Annotated in this window: 19 protein-coding genes, 1 pseudogene and 1 CRISPR repeat array; of the genes and pseudogenes, 10 read left to right on the top strand and 10 right to left on the bottom strand. The window is 49.8% G+C overall.

Annotation, left to right across the window (positions count from 1 at the left end; translation table 11 throughout):
* The first annotated feature begins 46 nt into the window (after positions 1–46).
* The 4 genes from relA (at position 47) to eno (ending at position 6418) form a co-directional block, all read left to right on the top strand.
* Entirely contained in the window at positions 47–2281 is a 2235-nt protein-coding gene (relA, locus tag G434_RS14655) for a GTP diphosphokinase (protein ID WP_000226815.1), read from the top strand.
* Positions 2282–2376: 95 nt separating this feature from the next.
* A complete protein-coding gene (mazG, locus tag G434_RS14660; RefSeq protein ID WP_001071643.1) occupies positions 2377–3168 on the top strand; it encodes a nucleoside triphosphate pyrophosphohydrolase in 792 nt (263 codons plus the stop codon).
* Between the two features lie 227 nt (positions 3169–3395).
* On the top strand, positions 3396–5033 hold the full coding sequence (pyrG, locus tag G434_RS14665) for a glutamine hydrolyzing CTP synthase (protein ID WP_000210878.1): 1638 nt from the start codon (positions 3396–3398) through the stop codon (positions 5031–5033).
* 86 nt (positions 5034–5119) lie between these two features.
* Positions 5120–6418 carry a phosphopyruvate hydratase gene (eno, locus tag G434_RS14670; protein ID WP_000036723.1) on the top strand — a complete coding sequence of 433 codons (1299 nt, stop codon included), beginning with the start codon at positions 5120–5122 and terminating at the stop codon, positions 6416–6418.
* Between the two features lie 59 nt (positions 6419–6477).
* Here eno and G434_RS14675 read toward each other — a convergent pair whose 3' ends face one another.
* The 4 genes and pseudogenes from G434_RS14675 to G434_RS14690 all read right to left on the bottom strand — a co-directional run bounded on the left by G434_RS14675 (position 6478) and on the right by G434_RS14690 (position 10061).
* On the bottom strand, positions 6478–7392 hold the full coding sequence (locus tag G434_RS14675) for a TPM domain-containing protein (protein ID WP_001513379.1): 915 nt from the start codon (positions 7390–7392) through the stop codon (positions 6478–6480).
* A complete protein-coding gene (locus G434_RS14680) occupies positions 7389–8537 on the bottom strand; it encodes a TPM domain-containing protein (RefSeq protein ID WP_001217975.1) in 1149 nt (382 codons plus the stop codon). Before G434_RS14680 ends, G434_RS14675 begins: the two co-directional genes overlap by 4 nt.
* A 236-nt stretch (positions 8538–8773) precedes the next feature.
* Positions 8774–9445 (bottom strand): annotated as a pseudogene (locus tag G434_RS14685) (TPM domain-containing protein); the annotation flags it as partial.
* 13 nt (positions 9446–9458) lie between these two features.
* Positions 9459–10061 (bottom strand): LemA family protein, encoded by a 603-nt coding sequence (locus G434_RS14690; RefSeq protein WP_000944226.1) that lies wholly within the window; start codon positions 10059–10061, stop codon positions 9459–9461.
* A gap of 172 nt (positions 10062–10233) precedes the next feature.
* On the opposite strand from G434_RS14690, the gene queE reads away from it, so the two are divergent.
* Positions 10234–10905 (top strand): 7-carboxy-7-deazaguanine synthase QueE, encoded by a 672-nt coding sequence (gene queE / locus G434_RS14695; protein ID WP_001199973.1) that lies wholly within the window; start codon positions 10234–10236, stop codon positions 10903–10905.
* Between the two features lie 339 nt (positions 10906–11244).
* Positions 11245–11822: direct repeats of the CRISPR family, unit length 29 nt; unit sequence GAGTTCCCCGCGCCAGCGGGGATAAACCG.
* A gap of 638 nt (positions 11823–12460) precedes the next feature.
* Here queE and G434_RS14700 read toward each other — a convergent pair.
* Positions 12461–13939, bottom strand: coding sequence for an FGGY-family carbohydrate kinase (locus tag G434_RS14700; protein WP_000039725.1), 1479 nt, complete (start codon positions 13937–13939; stop codon positions 12461–12463).
* A gap of 26 nt (positions 13940–13965) precedes the next feature.
* Positions 13966–15243 (bottom strand): MFS transporter, encoded by a 1278-nt coding sequence (locus G434_RS14705; RefSeq protein ID WP_001164554.1) that lies wholly within the window; start codon positions 15241–15243, stop codon positions 13966–13968.
* A 318-nt stretch (positions 15244–15561) separates the two neighbouring features.
* On the opposite strand from G434_RS14705, the gene G434_RS14710 reads away from it, so the two are divergent.
* The 5 genes from G434_RS14710 (at position 15562) to G434_RS14730 (ending at position 20916) form a co-directional block, all read left to right on the top strand.
* Complete coding sequence (locus G434_RS14710; protein WP_000021318.1) at positions 15562–16347, top strand: SDR family oxidoreductase; 786 nt, start codon at positions 15562–15564, stop codon at positions 16345–16347.
* Positions 16348–16416: 69 nt separating this feature from the next.
* The gene (locus G434_RS14715; protein WP_000059301.1) at positions 16417–17871 is read left to right on the top strand and encodes an FAD-binding oxidoreductase; all 1455 of its coding nucleotides are present in this window, start codon (positions 16417–16419) and stop codon (positions 17869–17871) included.
* A 21-nt stretch (positions 17872–17892) separates the two neighbouring features.
* On the top strand, positions 17893–19302 hold the full coding sequence (locus G434_RS14720; protein WP_000147654.1) for an MFS transporter: 1410 nt from the start codon (positions 17893–17895) through the stop codon (positions 19300–19302).
* Complete coding sequence (locus G434_RS14725) at positions 19280–20059, top strand: adenine nucleotide alpha hydrolase family protein (protein ID WP_001309699.1); 780 nt, start codon at positions 19280–19282, stop codon at positions 20057–20059. Before G434_RS14720 ends, G434_RS14725 begins: the two co-directional genes overlap by 23 nt.
* A complete protein-coding gene (locus G434_RS14730; RefSeq protein WP_001309698.1) occupies positions 20056–20916 on the top strand; it encodes an electron transfer flavoprotein subunit alpha/FixB family protein in 861 nt (286 codons plus the stop codon). The genes G434_RS14725 and G434_RS14730 overlap by 4 nt, the downstream gene beginning before the upstream one ends.
* A 146-nt stretch (positions 20917–21062) precedes the next feature.
* Here G434_RS14730 and G434_RS14735 read toward each other — a convergent pair whose 3' ends face one another.
* The 4 genes from G434_RS14735 to queD all read right to left on the bottom strand — a co-directional run bounded on the left by G434_RS14735 (position 21063) and on the right by queD (position 23617).
* Complete coding sequence (locus tag G434_RS14735; RefSeq protein WP_001130266.1) at positions 21063–21638, bottom strand: glycerol-3-phosphate responsive antiterminator; 576 nt, start codon at positions 21636–21638, stop codon at positions 21063–21065.
* Positions 21639–21654: 16 nt separating this feature from the next.
* Positions 21655–21915 (bottom strand): ferredoxin family protein, encoded by a 261-nt coding sequence (locus tag G434_RS14740; RefSeq protein ID WP_000109536.1) that lies wholly within the window; start codon positions 21913–21915, stop codon positions 21655–21657.
* Positions 21906–23177 (bottom strand): FAD-dependent oxidoreductase, encoded by a 1272-nt coding sequence (locus G434_RS14745; RefSeq protein WP_001323317.1) that lies wholly within the window; start codon positions 23175–23177, stop codon positions 21906–21908. Before G434_RS14745 ends, G434_RS14740 begins: the two co-directional genes overlap by 10 nt.
* Positions 23178–23254: 77 nt before the next feature.
* Positions 23255–23617 (bottom strand): 6-carboxytetrahydropterin synthase QueD, encoded by a 363-nt coding sequence (gene queD / locus G434_RS14750; protein ID WP_000108296.1) that lies wholly within the window; start codon positions 23615–23617, stop codon positions 23255–23257.
* Positions 23618–23671 lie beyond the last annotated feature (54 nt).

Here is a 23671-nt window from a genome sequence, read left to right as displayed (position 1 = left end):
TACGATTTGCCGATTTCGGCAGGTCTGGTCCCTAAAGGAGAGGACGATGGTTGCGGTAAGAAGTGCACATATCAATAAGGCTGGTGAATTTGATCCGGAAAAATGGATCGCAAGTCTGGGTATTACCAGCCAGAAGTCGTGTGAGTGCTTAGCCGAAACCTGGGCGTATTGTCTGCAACAGACGCAGGGGCATCCGGATGCCAGTCTGTTATTGTGGCGTGGTGTTGAGATGGTGGAGATCCTCTCGACATTAAGTATGGACATTGACACGCTGCGGGCGGCGCTGCTGTTCCCTCTGGCGGATGCCAACGTAGTCAGCGAAGATGTGCTGCGTGAGAGCGTCGGTAAGTCGGTCGTTAACCTTATTCACGGCGTGCGTGATATGGCGGCGATCCGCCAGCTGAAAGCGACGCATACCGATTCTGTTTCCTCCGAGCAGGTCGATAACGTTCGCCGGATGTTATTGGCGATGGTCGATGATTTTCGCTGCGTGGTCATCAAACTGGCAGAGCGTATTGCTCATCTGCGCGAAGTAAAAGACGCGCCGGAAGATGAACGCGTACTGGCGGCAAAAGAGTGCACCAATATCTACGCGCCGTTGGCGAACCGTCTTGGGATTGGACAACTGAAATGGGAGCTGGAAGATTACTGCTTCCGTTATCTCCACCCGACCGAATACAAACGCATCGCAAAACTGCTGCATGAACGCCGTCTCGACCGCGAACACTATATCGAAGAGTTTGTCGGCCATCTGCGCGCTGAGATGAAAGCTGAAGGCGTTAAAGCTGAAGTGTATGGTCGACCGAAACACATCTACAGCATCTGGCGCAAAATGCAGAAAAAGAACCTCGCCTTCGATGAGCTGTTTGATGTGCGTGCGGTACGTATTGTCGCCGAGCGTTTACAGGATTGTTATGCCGCACTGGGGATAGTGCACACTCACTATCGCCACCTGCCGGATGAGTTTGACGATTACGTCGCTAACCCGAAACCAAACGGTTATCAGTCTATTCATACCGTGGTTCTGGGGCCGGGTGGAAAAACCGTTGAGATCCAAATCCGCACCAAACAGATGCATGAAGATGCAGAGTTGGGGGTTGCTGCGCACTGGAAATATAAAGAAGGCGCGGCAGCTGGCGGCGCACGTTCGGGACATGAAGACCGAATTGCCTGGCTGCGTAAACTGATTGCGTGGCAGGAAGAGATGGCTGATTCCGGCGAAATGCTCGACGAAGTACGCAGCCAGGTCTTTGACGACCGGGTGTACGTCTTTACGCCGAAAGGTGACGTCGTTGATTTGCCTGCGGGATCAACGCCGCTGGACTTCGCTTACCACATCCACAGTGATGTCGGGCACCGCTGCATCGGGGCAAAAATTGGCGGGCGCATTGTGCCGTTCACCTACCAGCTGCAGATGGGCGACCAGATTGAAATTATCACCCAGAAACAGCCGAACCCCAGCCGTGACTGGTTAAACCCAAACCTCGGTTACGTCACAACCAGCCGTGGGCGTTCGAAAATTCACGCCTGGTTCCGTAAACAGGACCGTGACAAAAACATTCTGGCTGGGCGGCAAATCCTTGACGACGAGCTGGAACATCTGGGGATCAGCCTGAAAGAAGCAGAAAAACATCTGCTGCCGCGTTACAACTTCAATGATGTCGACGAGTTGCTGGCGGCGATTGGTGGCGGGGATATCCGTCTCAATCAGATGGTGAACTTCCTGCAATCGCAATTTAATAAGCCGAGTGCCGAAGAGCAGGATGCCGCCGCGCTGAAGCAACTTCAGCAAAAAAGCTATACGCCGCAAAACCGCAGTAAAGATAACGGTCGTGTGGTGGTTGAAGGTGTCGGTAACCTGATGCACCACATCGCGCGCTGCTGCCAGCCGATTCCTGGAGATGAGATTGTCGGCTTCATTACCCAGGGACGCGGTATTTCAGTACACCGCGCCGATTGCGAACAACTGGCGGAACTGCGCTCCCATGCGCCAGAACGTATTGTTGATGCGGTATGGGGCGAGAGCTACTCCGCCGGATATTCGCTGGTGGTCCGCGTGGTGGCTAATGATCGTAGTGGGTTGTTACGTGATATCACGACCATTCTCGCCAACGAGAAGGTGAACGTACTTGGCGTTGCCAGCCGTAGCGACACCAAACAGCAACTGGCGACCATCGACATGACCATTGAGATTTACAACCTGCAAGTGCTGGGCCGCGTGCTGGGTAAACTCAACCAGGTGCCGGATGTTATCGACGCGCGTCGGTTGCACGGGAGTTAGTCTTACATAGCTGGATATGGCGTCAGCCGTATCCAGCGATATCTTTTACTCGAAGGTATTACACCTGACAGACCCGCAATTTTCAGGACATTCTAATGAATCAAATCGACCGTTTGCTCACTATTATGCAGCGCCTGCGCGATCCGGAAAACGGCTGCCCGTGGGATAAAGAGCAGACATTTGCCACCATTGCGCCTTACACCCTTGAAGAAACCTACGAGGTGCTGGACGCCATCGCCCGTGAAGATTTTGACGATCTTCGCGGTGAACTGGGCGATCTGCTGTTCCAGGTGGTGTTTTACGCACAAATGGCTCAGGAAGAAGGGCGCTTTGACTTTAATGATATATGCGCCGCGATCAGCGATAAATTAGAACGTCGCCATCCGCATGTTTTTGCTGACAGTTCTGCCGAAAATAGTAGTGAAGTGCTTGCCCGTTGGGAGCAAATCAAAACCGAAGAGCGCGCGCAGAAAGCGCAGCATTCGGCGCTGGACGATATTCCTCGTAGTTTACCGGCTTTAATGCGTGCGCAAAAAATCCAGAAACGTTGCGCCAACGTTGGTTTTGACTGGACGACGCTTGGTCCGGTAGTCGATAAAGTCTACGAAGAGATCGACGAGGTGATGTACGAGGCACGGCAGGCTGTTATCGACCAGGCTAAACTGGAGGAGGAAATGGGCGACCTGCTGTTTGCCACGGTCAATCTGGCTCGTCATTTAGGGACAAAAGCGGAAATCGCATTGCAAAAAGCGAACGAAAAATTCGAGCGTCGTTTTCGCGAAGTGGAGCGTATTGTTGCCGCGCGTGGACTGGAAATGACAGGTGTTGACCTCGAAACAATGGAAGAAGTCTGGCAACAGGTAAAACGGCAGGAAATTGATCTCTAAGGGAATTACGTGGTCAAGCGCGATTTGTGTCATTTTTTAAATGACAAGCGCTTGATTTGCGTCAAAAACATTTACCCCAAAGGGGCTATTTTCTCACTCCTGATTTCAATAGTGCGCTGGCAAAGAGGAGGGATAATGAAAGTTTGTGGCACAGGTCATGTTCGGGTATACTGCTTTCCCGTCCTGGTTATTCCATCGTCTTTTCAACCTAACTTCTCAGGTTCAGCATGACAACGAACTATATTTTTGTGACCGGCGGGGTCGTATCCTCTCTGGGTAAAGGTATTGCCGCAGCCTCCCTCGCAGCCATTCTTGAAGCCCGTGGCCTCAATGTGACCATCATGAAACTGGATCCGTACATCAACGTCGATCCAGGTACTATGAGCCCAATCCAACACGGGGAAGTGTTCGTTACCGAAGACGGCGCTGAAACCGACCTGGACCTGGGGCACTACGAGCGTTTCATTCGTACCAAAATGAGCCGCCGCAACAACTTCACCACGGGTCGTATCTACTCTGACGTTCTGCGTAAAGAACGCCGCGGTGACTACCTCGGCGCAACCGTACAGGTTATTCCGCACATCACTAACGCTATCAAAGAGCGCGTGCTGGAAGGCGGCGAAGGTCATGACGTGGTACTGGTCGAAATCGGCGGTACAGTAGGTGATATCGAATCCCTGCCGTTCCTCGAAGCGATTCGCCAGATGGCTGTTGAAATTGGCCGTGAGCACACCCTGTTTATGCACCTGACGCTGGTGCCGTACATGGCAGCGTCTGGTGAAGTCAAAACCAAACCGACTCAGCACTCTGTAAAAGAGCTGCTCTCCATCGGTATCCAGCCTGACATCCTGATTTGTCGTTCAGATCGCGCCGTTCCGGCGAACGAACGTGCGAAGATTGCATTGTTCTGTAATGTTCCGGAAAAAGCGGTTATTTCTCTGAAAGACGTCGATTCCATCTATAAAATTCCGGGCCTGTTGAAATCGCAGGGGCTGGACGATTATATTTGTAAACGATTCAGCTTAAACTGCCCGGAAGCGAATCTGTCCGAATGGGAACAGGTTATCTTCGAAGAAGCGAATCCGGTAAGTGAAGTCACCATTGGTATGGTCGGCAAGTACATTGAACTGCCGGACGCTTACAAATCCGTGATTGAAGCACTGAAACACGGTGGGCTGAAGAATCGTGTCAGCGTCAACATCAAACTGATCGATTCACAAGATGTTGAAACGCGCGGCGTTGAAATCCTTAAAGGTCTGGACGCAATCCTCGTACCTGGCGGTTTCGGCTATCGTGGCGTAGAAGGCATGATTACGACCGCGCGTTTTGCGCGTGAGAACAATATTCCTTATCTGGGCATTTGCCTGGGTATGCAGGTGGCGTTAATTGATTACGCTCGCCATGTTGCCAACATGGAGAACGCCAACTCTACGGAATTTGTGCCAGACTGTAAGTACCCGGTTGTGGCGCTGATTACCGAGTGGCGCGATGAAAACGGCAACGTTGAAGTTCGTAGCGAGAAGAGCGATCTCGGCGGTACCATGCGTCTCGGCGCACAGCAGTGCCAGTTGGTTGACGATAGCTTGGTTCGCCAGCTGTACAATGCGCCGACAATTGTTGAGCGTCATCGTCACCGTTACGAAGTCAACAACATGCTGTTGAAACAGATTGAAGATGCAGGTCTGCGCGTTGCGGGCCGTTCCGGGGATGATCAGTTGGTCGAGATCATCGAAGTTCCGAATCACCCGTGGTTCGTGGCTTGCCAGTTCCATCCGGAGTTTACTTCTACTCCACGTGATGGTCACCCGCTGTTTGCAGGCTTTGTGAAAGCCGCCAGCGAGTTCCAGAAGCGTCAGGCGAAGTAAGAAAAAAGTTAGAACGGCAACGCGTACCCTGGGTACGCGTTGTTTGTCTGGAGTTTCAGTTTAACTAGTGACTTGAGGAAAACCTAATGTCCAAAATCGTAAAAATCATCGGTCGTGAAATCATCGACTCCCGTGGTAACCCGACTGTTGAAGCCGAAGTACATCTGGAGGGTGGTTTCGTCGGTATGGCAGCTGCTCCGTCAGGTGCTTCTACTGGTTCCCGTGAAGCTCTGGAACTGCGCGATGGCGACAAATCCCGTTTCCTGGGTAAAGGCGTAACCAAAGCTGTTGCTGCGGTAAACGGCCCGATCGCTCAGGCACTGATTGGTAAAGATGCCAAAGATCAGGCTGGCATTGACAAGATCATGATCGACCTGGACGGCACCGAAAACAAATCCAAATTCGGCGCGAACGCAATCCTGGCTGTATCTCTGGCTAACGCCAAAGCTGCTGCTGCCGCTAAAGGCATGCCGCTGTATGAGCATATCGCTGAACTGAACGGCACTCCGGGCAAATACTCCATGCCGGTTCCGATGATGAACATCATCAACGGTGGTGAGCACGCTGACAACAACGTTGATATCCAGGAATTCATGATTCAGCCGGTTGGCGCGAAAACTGTGAAAGAAGCCATTCGCATGGGTTCTGAAGTTTTCCATCACCTGGCAAAAGTTCTGAAAGCGAAAGGCATGAACACTGCTGTTGGTGACGAAGGTGGCTATGCGCCGAACCTGGGTTCCAACGCTGAAGCTCTGGCTGTTATCGCTGAAGCTGTTAAAGCTGCTGGTTATGAACTGGGCAAAGACATCACTCTGGCGATGGACTGCGCAGCTTCTGAATTCTACAAAGATGGTAAATACGTTCTGGCTGGCGAAGGCAACAAAGCGTTCACCTCTGAAGAATTCACTCACTTCCTGGAAGAACTGACCAAACAGTACCCGATCGTTTCTATCGAAGACGGTCTGGACGAATCTGACTGGGACGGTTTCGCATACCAGACCAAAGTTCTGGGCGACAAAATCCAGCTGGTTGGTGACGACCTGTTCGTAACCAACACCAAGATCCTGAAAGAAGGTATCGAAAAAGGTATCGCTAACTCCATCCTGATCAAATTCAACCAGATCGGTTCTCTGACCGAAACTCTGGCTGCAATCAAGATGGCGAAAGACGCTGGCTACACTGCAGTAATCTCTCACCGTTCTGGCGAAACTGAAGATGCTACCATCGCTGACCTGGCTGTTGGTACTGCTGCAGGCCAGATCAAAACTGGTTCTATGAGCCGTTCTGACCGTGTTGCTAAATACAACCAGCTGATTCGTATCGAAGAAGCTCTGGGCGAAAAAGCACCGTACAACGGTCGTAAAGAGATCAAAGGCCAGGCATAAGTCTGACTTTATCTGATTTAAAAATGCCAGCCTTCGGGCTGGCATTTTTTATGGTTGAGTTACCAGCGACCGGACGCGCCGCCACCGCCAGAAGAACCGCCCCCGCCGCTAAAGCCACCGCCTGAGCCTCCGCCACTTGAGCCGCCACCGGAAGAGGATGAAGAAGAACCTTTTCTTGAAGCTCTTTCTTTACCGAGCTTCTTGTATTTAGCGCGTAGCTTTTTATTAACGATAAGCCAAAAAATAAGCAGTGGTACGATGGCAAAAGGCGTGAGCATACCGCAGGCAACGATTAAATTGGTCCATGGTCCTGGCTCGGCAACATAGAGGAATACCATCCCGTAAATGGCGCCAGTGAGAGTGATCCAGGGTAAATTCGACGGATCGGTAAAAACAATAAAATATGAAAGTACCGCCAGCAATATAATTACAGCAAGCGATAATGGAATAAAGGGATTGATACTGTAATAATCCCCCCTGTCTTCCGATAATTCACCATTCAACAGAAGCGCGCCGATATTTTCGCTTGCCAGTGTTAATCCACCCATCAGGTCATCACTTTTGAAGGCAGGGATCAAAATATCTCTGATAATCTTCGCCGCTTGCAGGTCGGTAACCACCCCTTCCAGCCCGTAGCCAACCTCAATACGAACAGCATGCTCCTCCCAGGCAACCAGAAGTAAAATACCATCGTTTCTCTGCTTATCTCCCAGTTTCCAGCTATCAAAAACGCGTGCTGCATATTGTTCAATGGAATCGTCTCCGGTGGACGGCACTACTAATACAGCGACCTGCGCCCGTGTTTTATGTGTAATATCCTGCAGCTGCTGCGTTAGCGATTGCTGTTCAGACGTGCTTAACGTACCAGTAATATCAGTCACTTGTTGGCGCAGCTCCGGCACAGCAATTTGCTGGGCAAGCCCGGGAAGGCTCCACAAAGCAAGTAGAATAAAGATTAAGCGCATTACGATCACCAACGGCCGGATGAACCGCCGCCTCCTGAAGAACCGCCACCACCGCGGAAAGAATTTCTCGACGAAGAGCGAGAATGAGCATTACGATTCCCCGTTTTCCTGTTGCTTTTTTCTCCTGATCCCAGCTTAAGATTGCCAGTAAATTTGGCCACAATGATCAGCAGAACGATGCCAGCAATGGTTATTGGGCCGATAAAATGATCAATTAACCCAATAATTGTTGAGATGAATGCAATATCTTTATTACTGGCGAACACCAGGCACCATCCCACAATAATTATCAGCATCACGACAAACAATGAATTTCGTCCTGATTCACGAACCTGCGGAGTCTTCTTTTGTTTTTTCACTTTAGCGTTTTTATTTTTTGGGGTCAGCATCATAGGAAATACGCGGCACATATTAAAAACTACCGCGAGACGCTGCTTGCAGGTTGTTGCTAACAATAAACTAAAACAAACGACCGATACCCGCCGAATGATGACATCGTCCTGAAAGGAGAAAAACCAGACCATAGGGGTAATCATCGATATCATCCATATGCCACGCCCTGGGCGGCTGGCAAATCGCCAGAGGACAACGATGGCAACGATCATCAGCAGTGTCCAGGCAAGACAAGGCAGCGAACGTTGCGGATTAGCAAACAGATGATTGGCTAAAGCATCCAAAGGGCTAAGGTTCGCTTTGATATGGGTAAACTGTGCGATGCTTTCAATTCCGCCCGTTAATCCAGCAAAGAGATTGTTTTTTTCGAATTCTGGCTGCATATGGTAACGAACAATTTGCGAAGCTTGTTCCGGCGGCAACATCTGTTCCAGTCCATGTCCAATCTTCATTGACGCCAGCCCTTCCGGCCATACGACGAGAATTAAGATACCTTCGCCATATCGCTTCTCTCCAACGGGTTTCCAGTGATATACCCCGTATCTCTGCGAGGCTGCAAGTTTAATGTTTTTGCCCCCTGTGGTCGGCGTGACCAACACGGCCACCTGGAAGTGGTTTTGCTGCTCGAGAGTCTGTAATTGTTGAGTTAAAGCAGTTTGTTCTTCTGTCGTTAATGTCCCGGTTAAGTCAGTTACTGAAGGCAATTGTTCAGCGAATACCTGAAAACCGCATAGCATCAGAAGTAAGAGAAAAATACGCATATCAATTCCTTTTGTTACCAGCGCCCGGAAGCGCCACCGCCACCAGATGAACCGCCACCACCGCTGAAATTGTCATTGTTGAATGAAGAGGATGACGATGATGAATAGTGGGAGGAAGAATTGCTTCTTGTATGGCGTGATGGCTGGTTGGCATCACGCATCGAATCCCGAACCTTTTTGCCGAAGGGGGTAAAAGCGATGGCGACAGCCAGGAACGGTGTGGCGAAGCAGAGTAATGTTGCGAGTACTCCCCAGCTTCCGCTGAAGCCTGCTATAGGTAAAACAAAGGCCAGTACAATAGCTGCGAAGCAAATTACTCCCAGCGTTTTGATATATCCTCTGGCAGAAATAAACGTCAGTACTATCGCCCAGACTAACAAAGCCCACCAACCGCTAAAAGGCAAAGGGTGATCGGTCGGTGTTATCGTTGCTAAATTATTCCCCGTCAGACGACTTTCAATATCGCTGATTCCCTTTTGCAAACCACCAGCCAGGTCCCCTTTTTTAAATGCCGGAATAATACTGTTGCGAATAATTTTCCCGGACTGTGCATCCGTAATAATACCTTCCAGTCCGTAACCGATTTCAATACGCACGGTATGATCCTGCCAGGCGACTAACAGTAGAACGCCATCATCGTGGTCTTTATCACCCGGTTTCCAGCTATCGAATACCCGCGTTGCGTACTGCTCGATGGTTTCATCGCCAGTTGTTTCAACCACTAACACGACCAACTGTGCGTAGTTTTTTTGCGTCAGGGCTTTAATCTGGTTGGTCAGGGTGTTTACTTCGCTGTTTGTTAATGTGCCGGTTAAGTCATTCACATACTTGGGTGATTCAGGTACTGGAATTTGTGTGGCAAACACAGATGAACAGAAGAAAGCCATAAGGAAGATAAAATTTCGCATAGAACTTCCCCGCTTAATGAGCATTAGCATTCTGGCTAAAATCTATTGTTGGGGCTTTACTTACTGCGGCGACATCATCCGGCAAATAATTTTTCTTTGGTGTGTAATCCATGACCTTTGCGGTTAACACAGCGGGGAATTTGCGGATAGTGACATTATATTGTTCAATGGCTTTAATATATCTTCCTCGCGCAACGGCAATCCGATTTTCACTTCCTTCAAGCTGTACCATTAAATTTTGATAGAGTTCCTGAGATTTTAACTCAGGGTAACGCTCACTAATTATCGTTAACTGACCGAGAGTGCGAGTCACCTGCGCTTGAGCCTGTTGCCAGGCTTGTAATTTTTGTTCATCGCCCGGAGTTTGCTGAAGATCGCTACTGGCGCGATTAGCCTGGCTACGAGCCAATGTTACGGCTTCCAGTACATCTCGTTCATGGCTGGAATAACCTTTAATGCTGGCGACAAGATTAGGAATAAGATCGGCGCGACGTTGATATTGATTCAATACCTCAGACCAGGAGGCGTTAACCTGCTCATCATAGGTTTGAATATCGTTATATCCACAGCCTGATAAATTGAAAATAAATATAATTACGATGAATATTCTGAGCATGTTTAAATCCCTTTTAATTAATTCCTTAAAACATAATACTCTGCTTCATTTTATTCTTTATGATCTAATCCACTTTTTGCCTTAAAACTGCCTGTAACAGAATGTTAATAAGACATGATTGTTGTGGCAGGATCTGCAATAATTAACAATTATCCACTTCACAGAGAATGCTATGCAGTACCCGATTAACGAGATGTTCCAGACCCTGCAAGGTGAGGGTTACTTTACCGGCGTCCCCGCCATTTTTATTCGTTTACAGGGATGCCCGGTTGGCTGTGCCTGGTGCGACACCAAACACACCTGGGAAAAGCTTGAGGATCGGGAAGTCTCCCTTTTCAGCATTCTGGCGAAGACCAAAGAGAGTGATAAGTGGGGGGCGGCGAGCAGTGAAGACTTGCTGGCTGTCATTGGTCGCCAGGGATACACCGCGCGGCATGTGGTGATTACGGGTGGTGAGCCTTGCATTCATGATTTGCTGCCACTGACTGACCTGCTCGAAAAGAACGGTTTTAGCTGCCAGATCGAAACCAGTGGTACTCATGAGGTACGCTGCACACCGAATACCTGGGTTACCGTATCGCCAAAGCTGAACATGCGCGGCGGCTATGAAGTGTTGTCACAGGCACTGGAGCGAGCCAACGAAATCAAGCATCCAGTGGGACGCGTACGTGATATTGAAGCACTGGATGAACTTTTGGCGACGCTGACCGATGATAAACCGCGAGTCATTGCACTGCAGCCGATTAGCCAAAAGGATGATGCCACACGATTGTGCATTGAAACCTGCATTGCTCGTAATTGGCGTTTGTCGATGCAAACACATAAATATCTAAATATTGCCTGATTAAACATTTATAAGCGTTATAAATGGGTGGAACCTGTAAAGATTTCTACTCATTTATATTGTTTGTCGCCTCTGAAAACTCCTCCATTTTACCCATCCAGGGCTAATCATTAGCATTCTCTACAAATTCTGCGGCATTAATTTTTCGCTGGAGTGAAAATTATTGCGGTAAAGTTTGGTAGATTTTAGTCGGTATAGGATTACTTTAAATATTTAGCTTTTCAATCAATGGATTAAGTGCTCTTTAACATAATGGATGTGTTGTTTGTGTGATACTATAAAGTTGGTAGATTGTGACTGACTTAAAAAATCAATAATTAATAATAGGTTATGTTTAGTGAGTTCCCCGCGCCAGCGGGGATAAACCGTCTGGGCCGGATTCGATCCCGCGCGTACCGGAGAGTTCCCCGCGCCAGCGGGGATAAACCGTACAATCCCGCATCGAAACTGAATACCCCGATGAGTTCCCCGCGCCAGCGGGGATAAACCGTTGCCCAGGCTTTTGCGAAAATTTGTGATTTGGAGTTCCCCGCGCCAGCGGGGATAAACCGACACGGGGCAGATTGAGCAGGACTGCGACCTCGAGTTCCCCGCGCCAGCGGGGATAAACCGGCAGCAGATTTACAAACAGATCGGAGATTACTGAGTTCCCCGCGCCAGCGGGGATAAACCGCGCGGCCTGCGCTCGCGTAAAATCAGTTGCAGGAGTTCCCCGCGCCAGCGGGGATAAACCGTCCGCGCAAGCCTATATAAACCAGATTGATCAGAGTTCCCCGCGCCAGCGGGGATAAACCGCGAAATCGCACGCGCTTCCCGCATGGGGGAAAGAGTTCCCCGCGCCAGCGGGGATAAACCGTGTAAAAGTCTTGGTTTTGGCGCATCATTTGTGAGTTCCCCGCGCCAGCGGGGATAAACCACCATATAACCCGTTATCTCTTTCTCAAGTTTTTATATTAGCAGTACTCGTATTAAGCAATATATCCACGTAACACCTCATGTTCAAAATAGCTCTCCATATATGAGAAGTTCACAATTATCGATACAAAAAATCAAATTTAATTAAAGTGTTAGTTGTATGATACTTAAATCATTAAGAAATTATCATATATTATTTTTTTAATATTGAATTGATGTTTGTTAATTTTTTCTTTAGGATAGTAGTTTGTTTTTTAAGCTTATTATTCATTGATTAAGTAATAAATCTGGAAATTTGTCTTTGTTTTGAGGCTAATGAGTGGTTTTACATAATCGCCTCTATACGCTGTTGATGAATAGTTCTTATGAATAAAGATATCCAGTTCATACTTTAAGTGAAAATTGATAAAGTGCGATTCGTATTGTCTTTTATTCTAAAGACATCGAGTGTAGTTAATATTCCTTGTAAAAACAGGGATAAACCGAACTAGTTAAAGTTTTTATTATGTTCCCTGCATCAGCGGGGATAAACCGGACTTGTTATCATTTTTTAAGTTGTCGAACTTATGTTCCCCGCGTCAGCGGGGATAACCATTCAGGTACGTTCATGCCGGGCAGTTTCCCGCCCGGCCTTCCTCACTTACGCATTCGACCAGCTCTGGATCGAATCCGCATTCCCCAATTCCCCATGCATCACTTCATACGATTTTTTCAGGATTACATCAGTATGTTTGGTTAACTCCTTGAAAATGCCTTTATTCATCGCGTCGTAGCGTTTGGCATTGTTCTCAACAGGCATAAAGATATCTTTCACGCGAACCATTTTGTCGACAGCCGTTGCGTAATCCGGGTATAGCCCCAGACCTACCGCCGTATTGATCGCTGCCCCCAGACTTGCACAACCATTAATGGCGTTACGGCGTGCCGGAAGGTTGAACACGTCGGCAAAAATCTGCATAAACAGATCGCTGTTCGAACCGCCGCCAGTAATGATCACATGTTTGGCAAAGTGATTCATTTCATTACACATATTGTCGTAATTGTTCTTCAGCGTCAGCGCCACGCTTTCCAGTATCGAACGATATATCCATGCGTAATCCATGCTGGAATCAAAGCCGATCATAATCCCGCGTTTGTACGGTTCCCACGGATTGGTCAGCCAGTCCAGCACCGTCATCAGACCATTACAGCCAGGCGGCACACAAGACGCTTTCTTGTTGAGTAAATCTTCCGGTGAAAGATCCTGTGCTTTGGCATCCTGAATTAACGACTCGCCTAACATGTCGCGCAGCCAGCTCACTGTCCACATGCCTTTGCGGATACCGTAACCTTCATACAGCAATGTTTGCGGAATAGAAGACATAATTGGCCAGTACGCCACCGGATCTTTCGGCAGTGCTTTGCCGTTCATCATCAATGCGATGTAAGTGCCAAGAGAAATTACCGCAGTTTCATTATCCAGTAATCCGGCCCCCAGAGCTTCTACCGGTTTATCACTGGTGGTACAAACAACCGGCAGTCCTGCCGGGAAATGTGTCGCCAGTGCGGCTTGTGGTGTGATATGTCCGAGGACGGTGCCAGGCATTTGCACATCAAAAAGCATATGACGGGGGATATTAAACTTCTCCATGACTGCGGCATCTTCACTCCATGCCCAGGTCTTATAATCCACCGGCCACTGACCAAAATAGTTGGCGATATTGTCTTTAAACTCGCCGGTTAAGCGATGCGTCAGATAACCTGAAAAAGAGGTGACATATGCCACGTCAGGATTCGTATGTTCGTAAGGGCGTGTAACGCGTGCATCCTGCCAGCTAATCAACGGCGCAGCTGGCGTGCCATCGGCTTTCAATAACGCACGGCAGCAACGGATGGATCCCAGACCAATACCGACAATATCTTCTTTATTCCCGGCAAACTGACTCATCAAATCGTGACCGGCAAAACATAATGATGCCCATAAATCGTCGTCAGGATGTTCTGCGGTATCGGCATCTGGCGTGTGCATCGGCTGCAATAAGCCTTTGCCTTCGCAAACCACATTACCTTCCAGATCATACATCACCACTTTTGTGCTCTGACTTCCGCCATCAATCCCTATGATGTATTTTTTCGACATGATTTTTCTCCTGTAATTTTCTGGACTTACTTGCTGCTAGCCATAGCAGGGGCGCTATCAGCAGTACGAATTTTTTGGAACAGCAAAAAGGTAAAGACGATCACCATGGCAAGCGCCGCCATGCCCATCAGCCACATATTGCGGTAGGCTTCTGCAGCGGGCAGGGTGTCTTGCCAGTAGCCGATAATCGGGTAAACGAAGACATCCGGCAGGAATCCAATCACCGAACAAATACCTACCGTGGTGCCCATAATGTAAGACGGTGTTCTCGCTTCGCCAGGGCAGGCCCAGTACAGCCCGCGTGAGGCGTAACAGGTGAATCCCAGCAGTAAAATCAGGCCAATCCCCATCGCGACCGATTGCGGGTTAGAGTTCGTGACGAGCAGGGCAGTTAACGCCAGCAAGCCGAGTACGGAAAGGATTTGGATCACGCGGGTAGGGGATTTCACTTTGCTGTAGGTGGTGATAATGCCACCAAGTGGGCCGCACAGTGCGCGGAAGATTTTGTTGATCACAATCCCCATGTAGCTCGCCGCCACCAGCGACATGCCGTACATTTCGGTCAGATAGTTGGTGGAGTAACTCAGAATGGCGTAGATGGTGAAGACACCAAAAATCACCATGCTGCAATACCAGGTGGTGCTGATGCGCAAAACAGCCAGGATGTCGCTAAGCTGGAATGACTGTTTTTCTTCGTTATTGGTATTGCGCAGGTTGTTGTTATCGCTAACAAAAAACCAACACAAAATGCCCAGCAGAATGTAAACCACACTATAGATAATAATGACCGTTTTCAGGCTGGCGCTGTCATCCGGTGCAAAGCGAGAAAAGACCCACATGGTAAACACCGCCAGCGACATTACACCGACGCCGCGCAGCCCTTCCATCCAGCCCATAATTTTCCCTTGCTCGCTATGATCGCCCAGCAACGAGGCGGCTTTAATCGACACCGACCACAGCATTAAAATCGTCGTTATCGCAAAGGCGACCTGAATACAGAGCATTACCCACAGCGGTGGATATGTTGCCATTAACAGACCCAGTAATCCGGTAATGATCATCGCGGAAGTAATCATTTTGCGGTGTGAAAATTTATCGGCAATAACGCCGCTGGGGGCATAAAGAATAATAGCCGCAATACCAAAGGTACTCATTATTAAACCTATCTCGGTATTGCTGAATCCCATAAATTTCGCCATGGGAATTTGATAAATATAACGTAAATAAGCCAGGTCGAAACTAACGCCGCCGCTAAAACTAATTATCGCGAGGGTTATCCAACGGCGATATGAGTTGTGTTGCATATCGTATTCCCATTTGTAATAGACAAAAAAAAGAGAAAAGTAAGCCGCCCTTTCAGGTGGATTACTTTTCTCAGGTCTCTAGTAATTGCAATAAGAAATAACATGGAAAGCAGTGGTGTTGTGTGAGAGTAATCACGCTTCTGCTTTTTAAAATTATTTGACAATTCGAATATAACACTGTGATTACGATCACATTAGCGATTATGCCCTTATGATAAAAATTATCTCCAGTTACCAGAGATAATGAGAAAGGTAACTTCCCTCTCGCGGGGGAAGTTACCTTTCTTTTTTTTTGCCTTACGGAAATTGGAGCTAACTATGTCAATCGAATCTCTCAATGCGTTCTCAATGGATTTTTTCTCCCTGAAAGGTAAAACCGCAATTGTTACCGGCGGGAATAGCGGTTTAGGCCAGGCATTTGCCATGGCGCTGGCCAAAGCAGGCGCAAATATCTTTATTCCAAGCTTCGTTAAAGATAACGGCGAAACAAAGGAAATGATTGAAAAACAGGGTGTTGAGGTGGACTTCATGCAGGTGGATATCACCGCAGAAGGCGCGCCGCAGAAGATAATCGCCGCCTGTTGCGAACGTTTCGGTACCGTCGATATTCTGATTAACAATGCCGGTATTTGTAAGCTGAATAAGGTGCTGGACTTCGGTCGTGCCGACTGGGACCCGATGATTGATGTGAACCTGACCGCCGCATTCGAGTTAAGCTATGAAGCTGCAAAAATTATGATCCCGCAGAAAAGCGGTAAAATCATTAATATCTGTTCATTATTCTCTTACTTAGGTGGACAATGGTCACCTGCATATTCTGCCACTAAACATGCTCTTGCCGGATTCACCAAAGCTTACTGTGATGAACTAGGTCAATATAATATTCAGGTAAATGGTATTGCCCCTGGCTATTATGCAACAGATATTACGCTGGCGACACGCAGTAATCCAGAAACCAATCAGCGCGTTCTTGATCATATTCCGGCAAACCGTTGGGGCGATACTCAGGATTTAATGGGCGCAGCCGTATTCCTCGCAAGTCCGGCATCGAATTATGTCAACGGACATTTATTAGTGGTTGATGGTGGTTATTTAGTGCGCTAATCCATAACGGTGGTTTCTGTTTTCTCTTATTAATGATTATTCCATTTTTATTATCAGGAAGGAATTACTATGTCTTTATCTCGCGCAGCGATTGTCGACCAGCTAAAGGAAATTGTTGGTGCAGATCGCGTAATTACCGATGAAACAGTATTAAAGAAGAACAGTATTGACCGTTTTCGCAAATTTCCGGATATTCATGGCATTTATACTTTGCCGATTCCGGCAGCGGTCGTAAAACTCGGTTCCACAGAACAAGTATCCCGTGTGCTGAATTTTATGAATGCGCACAAAATTAACGGTGTGCCGCGTACCGGTGCTTCCGCTACCGAAGGTGGGCTGGAAACCGTTGTGGAAAACTCGGTGGTGCTCGACGGCTCTGCCATGAATCAAATCATTAATATTGATATTGAGAATATGCAGGCCACGGCGCAATGCGGAGTTCCGCTGGAAGTGCTGGAAAACGCGTTGCGTGAAAAAGGTTACACCACGGGGCATTCTCCGCAGTCAAAGCCGCTGGCGCAGATGGGCGGCCTGGTAGCAACCCGCAGTATCGGGCAGTTCTCCACACTCTACGGCGCAATCGAAGATATGGTCGTTGGTCTGGAAGCAGTATTGGCTGATGGCACCGTAACACGCATTAAAAACGTACCACGCCGCGCGGCAGGCCCGGACATTCGTCACATCATCATCGGCAACGAAGGTGCATTGTGCTATATCACTGAAGTAACTGTGAAAATCTTTAAGTTCACCCCGGAAAACAACCTCTTCTACGGCTATATCCTGGAAGACATGAAAACCGGCTTCAACATCCTGCGTGAAATCATGGTGGAAGGGTATCGTCCGTCGATCGCTCGTTTGTATGACGCTGAAGATGGCACCCAACACTTCACCCATTTTGCTGACGGAAAATGCGTGCTGATCTTTATGGCTGAAGGTAACCCTCGCATTGCGAAGGCGACGGGCGAAGGGATTGCTGAAATCGTGGCACGTTACCCGCAATGCCAGCGAGTGGACAGCAAGCTGATCGAAACCTGGTTTAACAACCTGAACTGGGGACCGGATAAAGTAGCTGCCGAACGTGTGCAGATCCTCAAAACCGGCAACATGGGCTTTACCACCGAAGTGTCCGGCTGCTGGAGCTGCATTCACGAAATCTACGAAAGCGTTATTAACCGTATTCGTACCGAGTTCCCGCACGCCGACGACATCACCATGCTGGGCGGTCACTCCTCTCACAGCTACCAGAACGGCACCAACATGTACTTCGTTTACGACTACAACGTTGTTGACTGTAAGCCGGAAGAGGAAATCGACAAGTACCACAATCCGCTCAACAAAATCATCTGCGAAGAAACCATTCGCCTCGGTGGTTCGATGGTGCACCACCACGGCATTGGTAAACATCGCGTTCACTGGAGCAAGCTGGAACACGGCAGCGCGTGGACGTTGCTGGAAGGTCTGAAAAAGCAGTTCGATCCTAACGGCATTATGAATACGGGTACTATCTATCCGATTGAAAAATAATGTGTCAGGCAGCGTTCCGCGATGACGGGGCGTTGCCTTTTCGGCTTCTCAGGCGAGAAGCCGTTCTTATTACCGGACAATGAAGGGATAAAGATGAACACTTCACCGGTGCGAATGGATGATTTACCACTTAACCGTTTTCACTGCCGCATTGCTGCGCTCACTTTCGGCGCACACCTGACCGACGGTTATGTCCTCGGCGTCATTGGTTACGCCATTATTCAGCTTACGCCCGCCATGCAACTGACGCCGTTTATGGCGGGAATGATTGGCGGCTCAGCACTCCTTGGTTTGTTTCTTGGCAGCCTGGTTCTGGGCTGGATCTCCGACCATATTGGGCGACAAAAAATCTTCACCTTCAGCTTTTTGCTGATTACGCTTGCTTCGTTTTTACAATTTTTTGCCACCACGCCAGAGCATCTTATTGGACTGCGCATTTTGATTGGCATTGGTCTGGGAGGCGATTACTCAGTCGGTCACACCTTGCTGGCTGAATTTTCCCCGCGCCGCCACCGCGGTATTTTGCTGGGCGCGTTCAGCGTGGTGTGGACTGTAGGCTATGTGCTGGCAAGTATTGCCGGACATCACTTTATTAGCGAAAGCCCGGAGGCCTGGCGCTGGCTGCTGGCATCGGCAGCTCTGCCCGCATTGTTGATTACGTTATTACGCTGGGGAACGCCAGAATCGCCACGCTGGCTACTGCGCCAGGGGCGTTTTGCAGAAGCTCACGCTATCGTGCATCGCTATTTTGGTCCCCATGTTTTACTGGGCGATGAAGTGGCAACGGCGACCCATAAACACATCAAAACCTTGTTCTCTTCGCGCTACTGGCGGCGCACAGCGTTTAACAGCGTCTTCTTTGTCTGCCTCGTAATCCCATGGTTTGTGATTTATACCTGGCTGCCAACTATCGCCCAGACTATTGGTCTGGAAGATGCGTTGACCGCTAGCCTGATGCTTAATGCGTTGTTAATTGTGGGTGCGCTGCTGGGATTAGTTCTGACGCACCTGCTGGCACATCGCAAATTTTTGCTGGGAAGTTTTTTGCTGCTGGCGGCAACGCTGGTAGTGATGGCTTGTTTGCCTTCCGGCAGTTCATTAACGCTGCTGCTTTTTGTTCTCTTCAGCACCACCATTTCGGCAGTCAGTAATCTGGTGGGCATTTTGCCTGCGGAAAGTTTTCCTACTGACATTCGCTCGCTGGGCGTCGGTTTTGCCACCGCCATGAGTCGGTTGGGCGCGGCGGTAAGTACTGGCCTGCTGCCGTGGGTGCTGGCGCAGTGGGGAATGCAAGTCACCTTATTGCTCCTGGCGGCAGTGTTGTTGGTTGGTTTTGTCGTGACCTGGCTATGGGCACCAGAAACCAAAGCACTCCCGCTGGTGGCGGCGGGAAATGTTGGAGGTGCGAATGAACATTCTGTTAGCGTTTAAAGCCGAACCGGATGCCGGAATGCTGGCGGAAAAAGAGTGGCAGGCGGCGGCTCAGGGTAATAGCGGACCGGATGTTTCGCTTCTGCGAAGTTTGCTCGGTGCTGATGAACAGGCTGCCGCCGCGCTGCTGTTGGCGCAGAGAAAAAACGGTACGTCGATGTCTTTAACCGCGTTGAGCATGGGGGATGAACGGGCGTTGCACTGGCTGCGCTATCTTATGGCTCTTGGGTTTGAGGAAGCTGTATTGCTGGAGACGGCGGCAGATCTGCGCTTTGCGCCGGAATTTGTCGCTCGCCATATTGCCGAATGGCAGTACCAGAATCCGCTGGAGCTGATAATTACTGGCTGCCAAAGCAGCGAAGGGCAGAATGGGCAAACGCCATTTTTGCTGGCGGAAATGCTGGGCTGGCCCTGCTTCACCCAGGTGGAGCGTTTTACTCTCGACGCGCCGTTTATCACCCTTGAACAGCGTACTGAAAACGGGCTGCGCTGTTGCCGGGTTCGCTTGCCTGCGGTGATTGCCGTGCGTCAGTGTGGTGAAGTGGCCTTGCCAGTACCGGGAATGCGCCAGCGAATGGCTGCGGGGAAAGCAGCAATTATCCGTAAAACTGTTGCTGCCGAATCGCCAGCGATGCAGTGTCGGCAACTGGCAAGAGCAGAGCAACGACGCGGAGCGACGCTGATTGATGGGCAAACGGTAGCAGAAAAAGCGCAAAAGCTATGGCAGGACTATTTACGCCAAAGGATGCAGCCATGAATATCGCAATTGTGACAATAAATCAGGAGAATGCCGCAATAGCGAGCTGGCAGGCGGCGCAGGATTTCAGCGGTTGTACCCTGGCGCACTGGAAGATTGAACCTCAGCCCGCTGTGGCGGAACAGGTGCTGGATGCGCTGGTGGAACAGTGGCAGCGAACGCCTGCGGACGTTGTTCTCTTTCCGCCGGGAACGTTTGGCGATGAACTGTCGACCCGGCTGGCCTGGCGTTTACATGGTGCAAGCATCTGCCAGGTGACTTCGTTAGATATTCCAACCGTAAGCGTGCGCAAATCCCACTGGGGAAATGCGCTAACGGCGACGCTGCAAACAGAAAAACGCCCGCTATGCCTTTCCCTGGCGCGTCAGGCGGGAGCAGCGAAAAACGCCACGTTGCCCTCTGGTATGCAGCAACTGAACATTGTCCCAGGTGCGCTTCCCGACTGGCTGGTTAGCACAGAGGATCTGAAAAATGTTACCCGTGACCCATTAGCTGAGGCCAGACGGGTGCTGGTGGTGGGGCAGGGCGGAGAGGCAGATAACCAGGAAATCGCTATGCTGGCAGAAAAGCTGGGAGCCGAAGTGGGCTATAGTCGGGCGCGAGTAATGAACGGTGGCGTTGATGCCGAAAAAGTGATTGGTATTTCCGGACATTTGCTGGCACCTGAGGTGTGTATTGTTGTTGGCGCTTCCGGCGCAGCAGCGTTAATGGCGGGCGTACGCAATAGCAAGTTTGTGGTGGCGATTAATCATGACGCCAGCGCGGCGGTATTTTCACAGGCAGATGTTGGCGTGGTTGATGACTGGAAAGCGGTGCTGGAGGCACTGGTGACAACCATTCACGCAGATTGCCAATAACGTGCTGCCGGATGATCCTGCCTACGGTTCTGGCCTGGGGACTTGTAGGCCTGATAAGACGCGTCAAGCGTCGCATCAGACGCTGAATGTCGGATGTGGCGTGCAGCCTACAAATCACACAAATTCAATTCGTTACGATTATCCCGTCAAAGCAATTTTTTCGCTAGCGTCCAGACCCCGGTATTCGTGGTGGAAAGCGCCACGACACCTGCGTTAATCGCATTACGCGCATCTTCTTCATCGCACACCAGCCCGCCAGCAATCAGCGGTTGGCGGATTTTCTCCGTCACCCAGCCCAGCACTTTGGGCATACAGCCTGGCAGGATCTCAATACAATCCGGATTCGATTGCGCAACTTGCTTATCAATGTTGTGAAACGAAATTGAATCAACAATAAACAGGCGATGAATACAGAAAAAACCTTCCGCTCTTGCCGCTTTCAACATTGAGGCTTTGGTACTGATAATGCCGTCCGCCTCAGTCACCAGTTTCAAAAACTGAATCACCACTTCTTTATTTGACGCGCCTTCCAGCAAATCAACATGAATAAAAGCATATTTTCCGGCGTTCTTAATCTTTTTAACGATATTACTGATGGTGCAGATATTGCCGTACAACACGGAAATAAACTGGCATTCAGAGTCGATTGCCAGTTGCAGGCTGGCATTATCTTTAACGGCAGCAATCACCGGATTCTGGCGGAGCAGGTGTAAGAGGGGCATAAATTATCCTTATTATTTATCCAAAACGGTAGGTGATGCCGAATCCGGAAGGCGGATAGCGCCACTGTTGTAGTGTTGATTCGTCGCACAGCAAACGGCAGGTGCCACACTCCAGGCAGCCGCGATAATCAACGCGTAAGTCACCTTCCGGTGTGAGCGAAAAAAGACCAGCCGGACAAGCGTTAATCAACCGTTGTACCGTCTGACGCTCAACGGAGTCAGCCGGAACAATGTGCGGCGCATCGGCAACGCGCCAGAGATTACGGGCTACAGACATCGCAGACTCATGATAACATCGCCCGCCAGATGCCACAGGCCGTGACGACGTAAATGACGCCAGAATAACTGGCGCAGCGGTGGAACAGGTTTATCACCCTGATCCCATAAATCACGGGAAATATCCTGCATTAACGCAGGCCATGCACGGTACCATCCAGGGCGTTGCAAAAGCGCCGGAACATGCTGATAACGTTGTAGAACATCCCATAGCAGGCTGCGCTCTATGTTGTGATGATAAAGCGCAAACAGATTTTGCGGCTCGCGGTGCTGGCAGGCGCTTATCAGCGTTTGTGCCGCCGCCTGCGCGCCAGTCAGCGCCATATCCATGCCGCGCACGGAAATTCCGGTATTGACGCAACTGCGCAACGCATCGCCCAGCAGCAGCCAGCCGTTACCGGCGTATTGCACCGGCATACTGTGCAAGCCACCTTCTGGCACCAGATGCGCACCATACTCCAGTGATTCCGTGTTTTTGATAAGCGGGCGCACTGCCGGATGCGTTTTAAAGCGAGCCAGCAGCTCGCTTGCCGGAACACGACTTTGCGTAAGGGAAGAGAGCGGGCAAACAATCCCTAACGAGAGCGTTTGTTGATTAGTATAAAGAAATGTGCCGCCGGGTAAGTCATCACAGATCCCGCCGCTGAACAGCAACGCTGCGCCTTCGTTATTCTCCAGATGAAAACGTTCTTCAATAGCGGATGTTTCAAGCGCCAGCACTTCTTTGATCCCCAACGCCATCGCTTCGCCAGCAGGACGAGTCACTAACCCGTGACGTTCAGCCAGGACGCTGTTGGCTCCTTCTGCCAGCACCACATAACGGGCGCGGAGAATATCGTCACCACAAATGACACCACACACCCTGCCGTTTTCTTCATACAGCGCATCCACCGTCGCACCGGGGATGCATTCGACACCTTCTTTTTCGGCTTCGGCAACCAGCCACGGATCGAACCGTGCACGTAATACACTCCAGGATTCACCGCCGGGCTGTAAGCTGGAAAACGTCGTTGCGCCATCCGGCGTTAACAGGGAAAGGCTTTCGTGAGTGATGCGTCGTTCAAGAGGCGCGGTCAGATGAAATTGTGGGAGGAGTTCCGCGAGCGCCTGGGTATATAAACGCCCGCCGGAAAGATTTTTGCTGCCGGGGATTTCAGCGCGTTCCAGTAACAAAACGGATAAACCCGCTCGCGCGCAGCGTAACGCGCAAGCGGTGCCTGCAATACCGGCACCAATAATAATAATGTCGCAGTCGTCTTCCATGTCATGCCCCAGATATCCAGAACACAACACCCTAACATAGCGTTACTTAAGGGAAATTGACCGCCGACACACTCTTATCATTCGCCGCGATAGATGCAACCTGCGGTGCAGGTTTCTTTCACCATAACCGCACTTAACAGCGGAACAACCGGTTTAACCTGATCCCAAATCCATTTTGCTAAAACCTCGCTGGTCGGGTTTTCCAGGCCAGGAATATCATTGAGATAATAGTGATCGAGGCGCTCGTAGGTTGGCTTAAACGCCGCTTTTAGTTCAGCGAAATCGATAATCCAGCCCGTATGCGGATCGACTTCCCCGGTAATTTCCAGTCGCACCATAAAGGAATGCCCGTGCAGGCGACCACATTTATGCCCTTCCGGGACGTGTGGTAAGCGGTGAGCGGCTTCGAAGGTGAAATCTTTAAATAACGTGGTGGACATCATAATTTCTCTACAGGACGATAAAACCGCCGTAGAGTACCGGAAAGGCTGTTT

This window comes from Escherichia sp. KTE172 (genome assembly GCF_000408845.1).
In the GTDB taxonomy this organism is placed as follows: domain Bacteria; phylum Pseudomonadota; class Gammaproteobacteria; order Enterobacterales; family Enterobacteriaceae; genus Escherichia; species Escherichia coli.
This window is presented reverse-complemented; position numbering and strand designations above follow the sequence as displayed.

Bases quoted from the DNA above. Each gene is read 5' to 3' on its own strand.
- G434_RS14690 (WP_000944226.1), bottom strand. From the start codon at position 10,061: ATGCTCAGAATATTCATCGTAATTATATTTATTTTCAATTTATCAGGC.
- queD (WP_000108296.1), bottom strand. From the start codon at position 23,617: ATGTCCACCACGTTATTTAAAGATTTCACCTTCGAAGCCGCTCACCGC.
- G434_RS14680 (WP_001217975.1), bottom strand. From the start codon at position 8,537: ATGCGTATTTTTCTCTTACTTCTGATGCTATGCGGTTTTCAGGTATTC.
- eno (WP_000036723.1), top strand. From the start codon at position 5,120: ATGTCCAAAATCGTAAAAATCATCGGTCGTGAAATCATCGACTCCCGT.
- G434_RS14705 (WP_001164554.1), bottom strand. From the start codon at position 15,243: ATGCAACACAACTCATATCGCCGTTGGATAACCCTCGCGATAATTAGT.
- G434_RS14720 (WP_000147654.1), top strand. From the start codon at position 17,893: ATGACGGGGCGTTGCCTTTTCGGCTTCTCAGGCGAGAAGCCGTTCTTA.
- G434_RS14730 (WP_001309698.1), top strand. From the start codon at position 20,056: ATGAATATCGCAATTGTGACAATAAATCAGGAGAATGCCGCAATAGCG.
- G434_RS14715 (WP_000059301.1), top strand. From the start codon at position 16,417: ATGTCTTTATCTCGCGCAGCGATTGTCGACCAGCTAAAGGAAATTGTT.
- queE (WP_001199973.1), top strand. From the start codon at position 10,234: ATGCAGTACCCGATTAACGAGATGTTCCAGACCCTGCAAGGTGAGGGT.
- mazG (WP_001071643.1), top strand. From the start codon at position 2,377: ATGAATCAAATCGACCGTTTGCTCACTATTATGCAGCGCCTGCGCGAT.
- pyrG (WP_000210878.1), top strand. From the start codon at position 3,396: ATGACAACGAACTATATTTTTGTGACCGGCGGGGTCGTATCCTCTCTG.
- G434_RS14700 (WP_000039725.1), bottom strand. From the start codon at position 13,939: ATGTCGAAAAAATACATCATAGGGATTGATGGCGGAAGTCAGAGCACA.
- G434_RS14740 (WP_000109536.1), bottom strand. From the start codon at position 21,915: ATGTCTGTAGCCCGTAATCTCTGGCGCGTTGCCGATGCGCCGCACATT.
- G434_RS14745 (WP_001323317.1), bottom strand. From the start codon at position 23,177: ATGGAAGACGACTGCGACATTATTATTATTGGTGCCGGTATTGCAGGC.
- G434_RS14725 (WP_001309699.1), top strand. From the start codon at position 19,280: ATGAACATTCTGTTAGCGTTTAAAGCCGAACCGGATGCCGGAATGCTG.
- relA (WP_000226815.1), top strand. From the start codon at position 47: ATGGTTGCGGTAAGAAGTGCACATATCAATAAGGCTGGTGAATTTGAT.
- G434_RS14735 (WP_001130266.1), bottom strand. From the start codon at position 21,638: ATGCCCCTCTTACACCTGCTCCGCCAGAATCCGGTGATTGCTGCCGTT.
- G434_RS14710 (WP_000021318.1), top strand. From the start codon at position 15,562: ATGTCAATCGAATCTCTCAATGCGTTCTCAATGGATTTTTTCTCCCTG.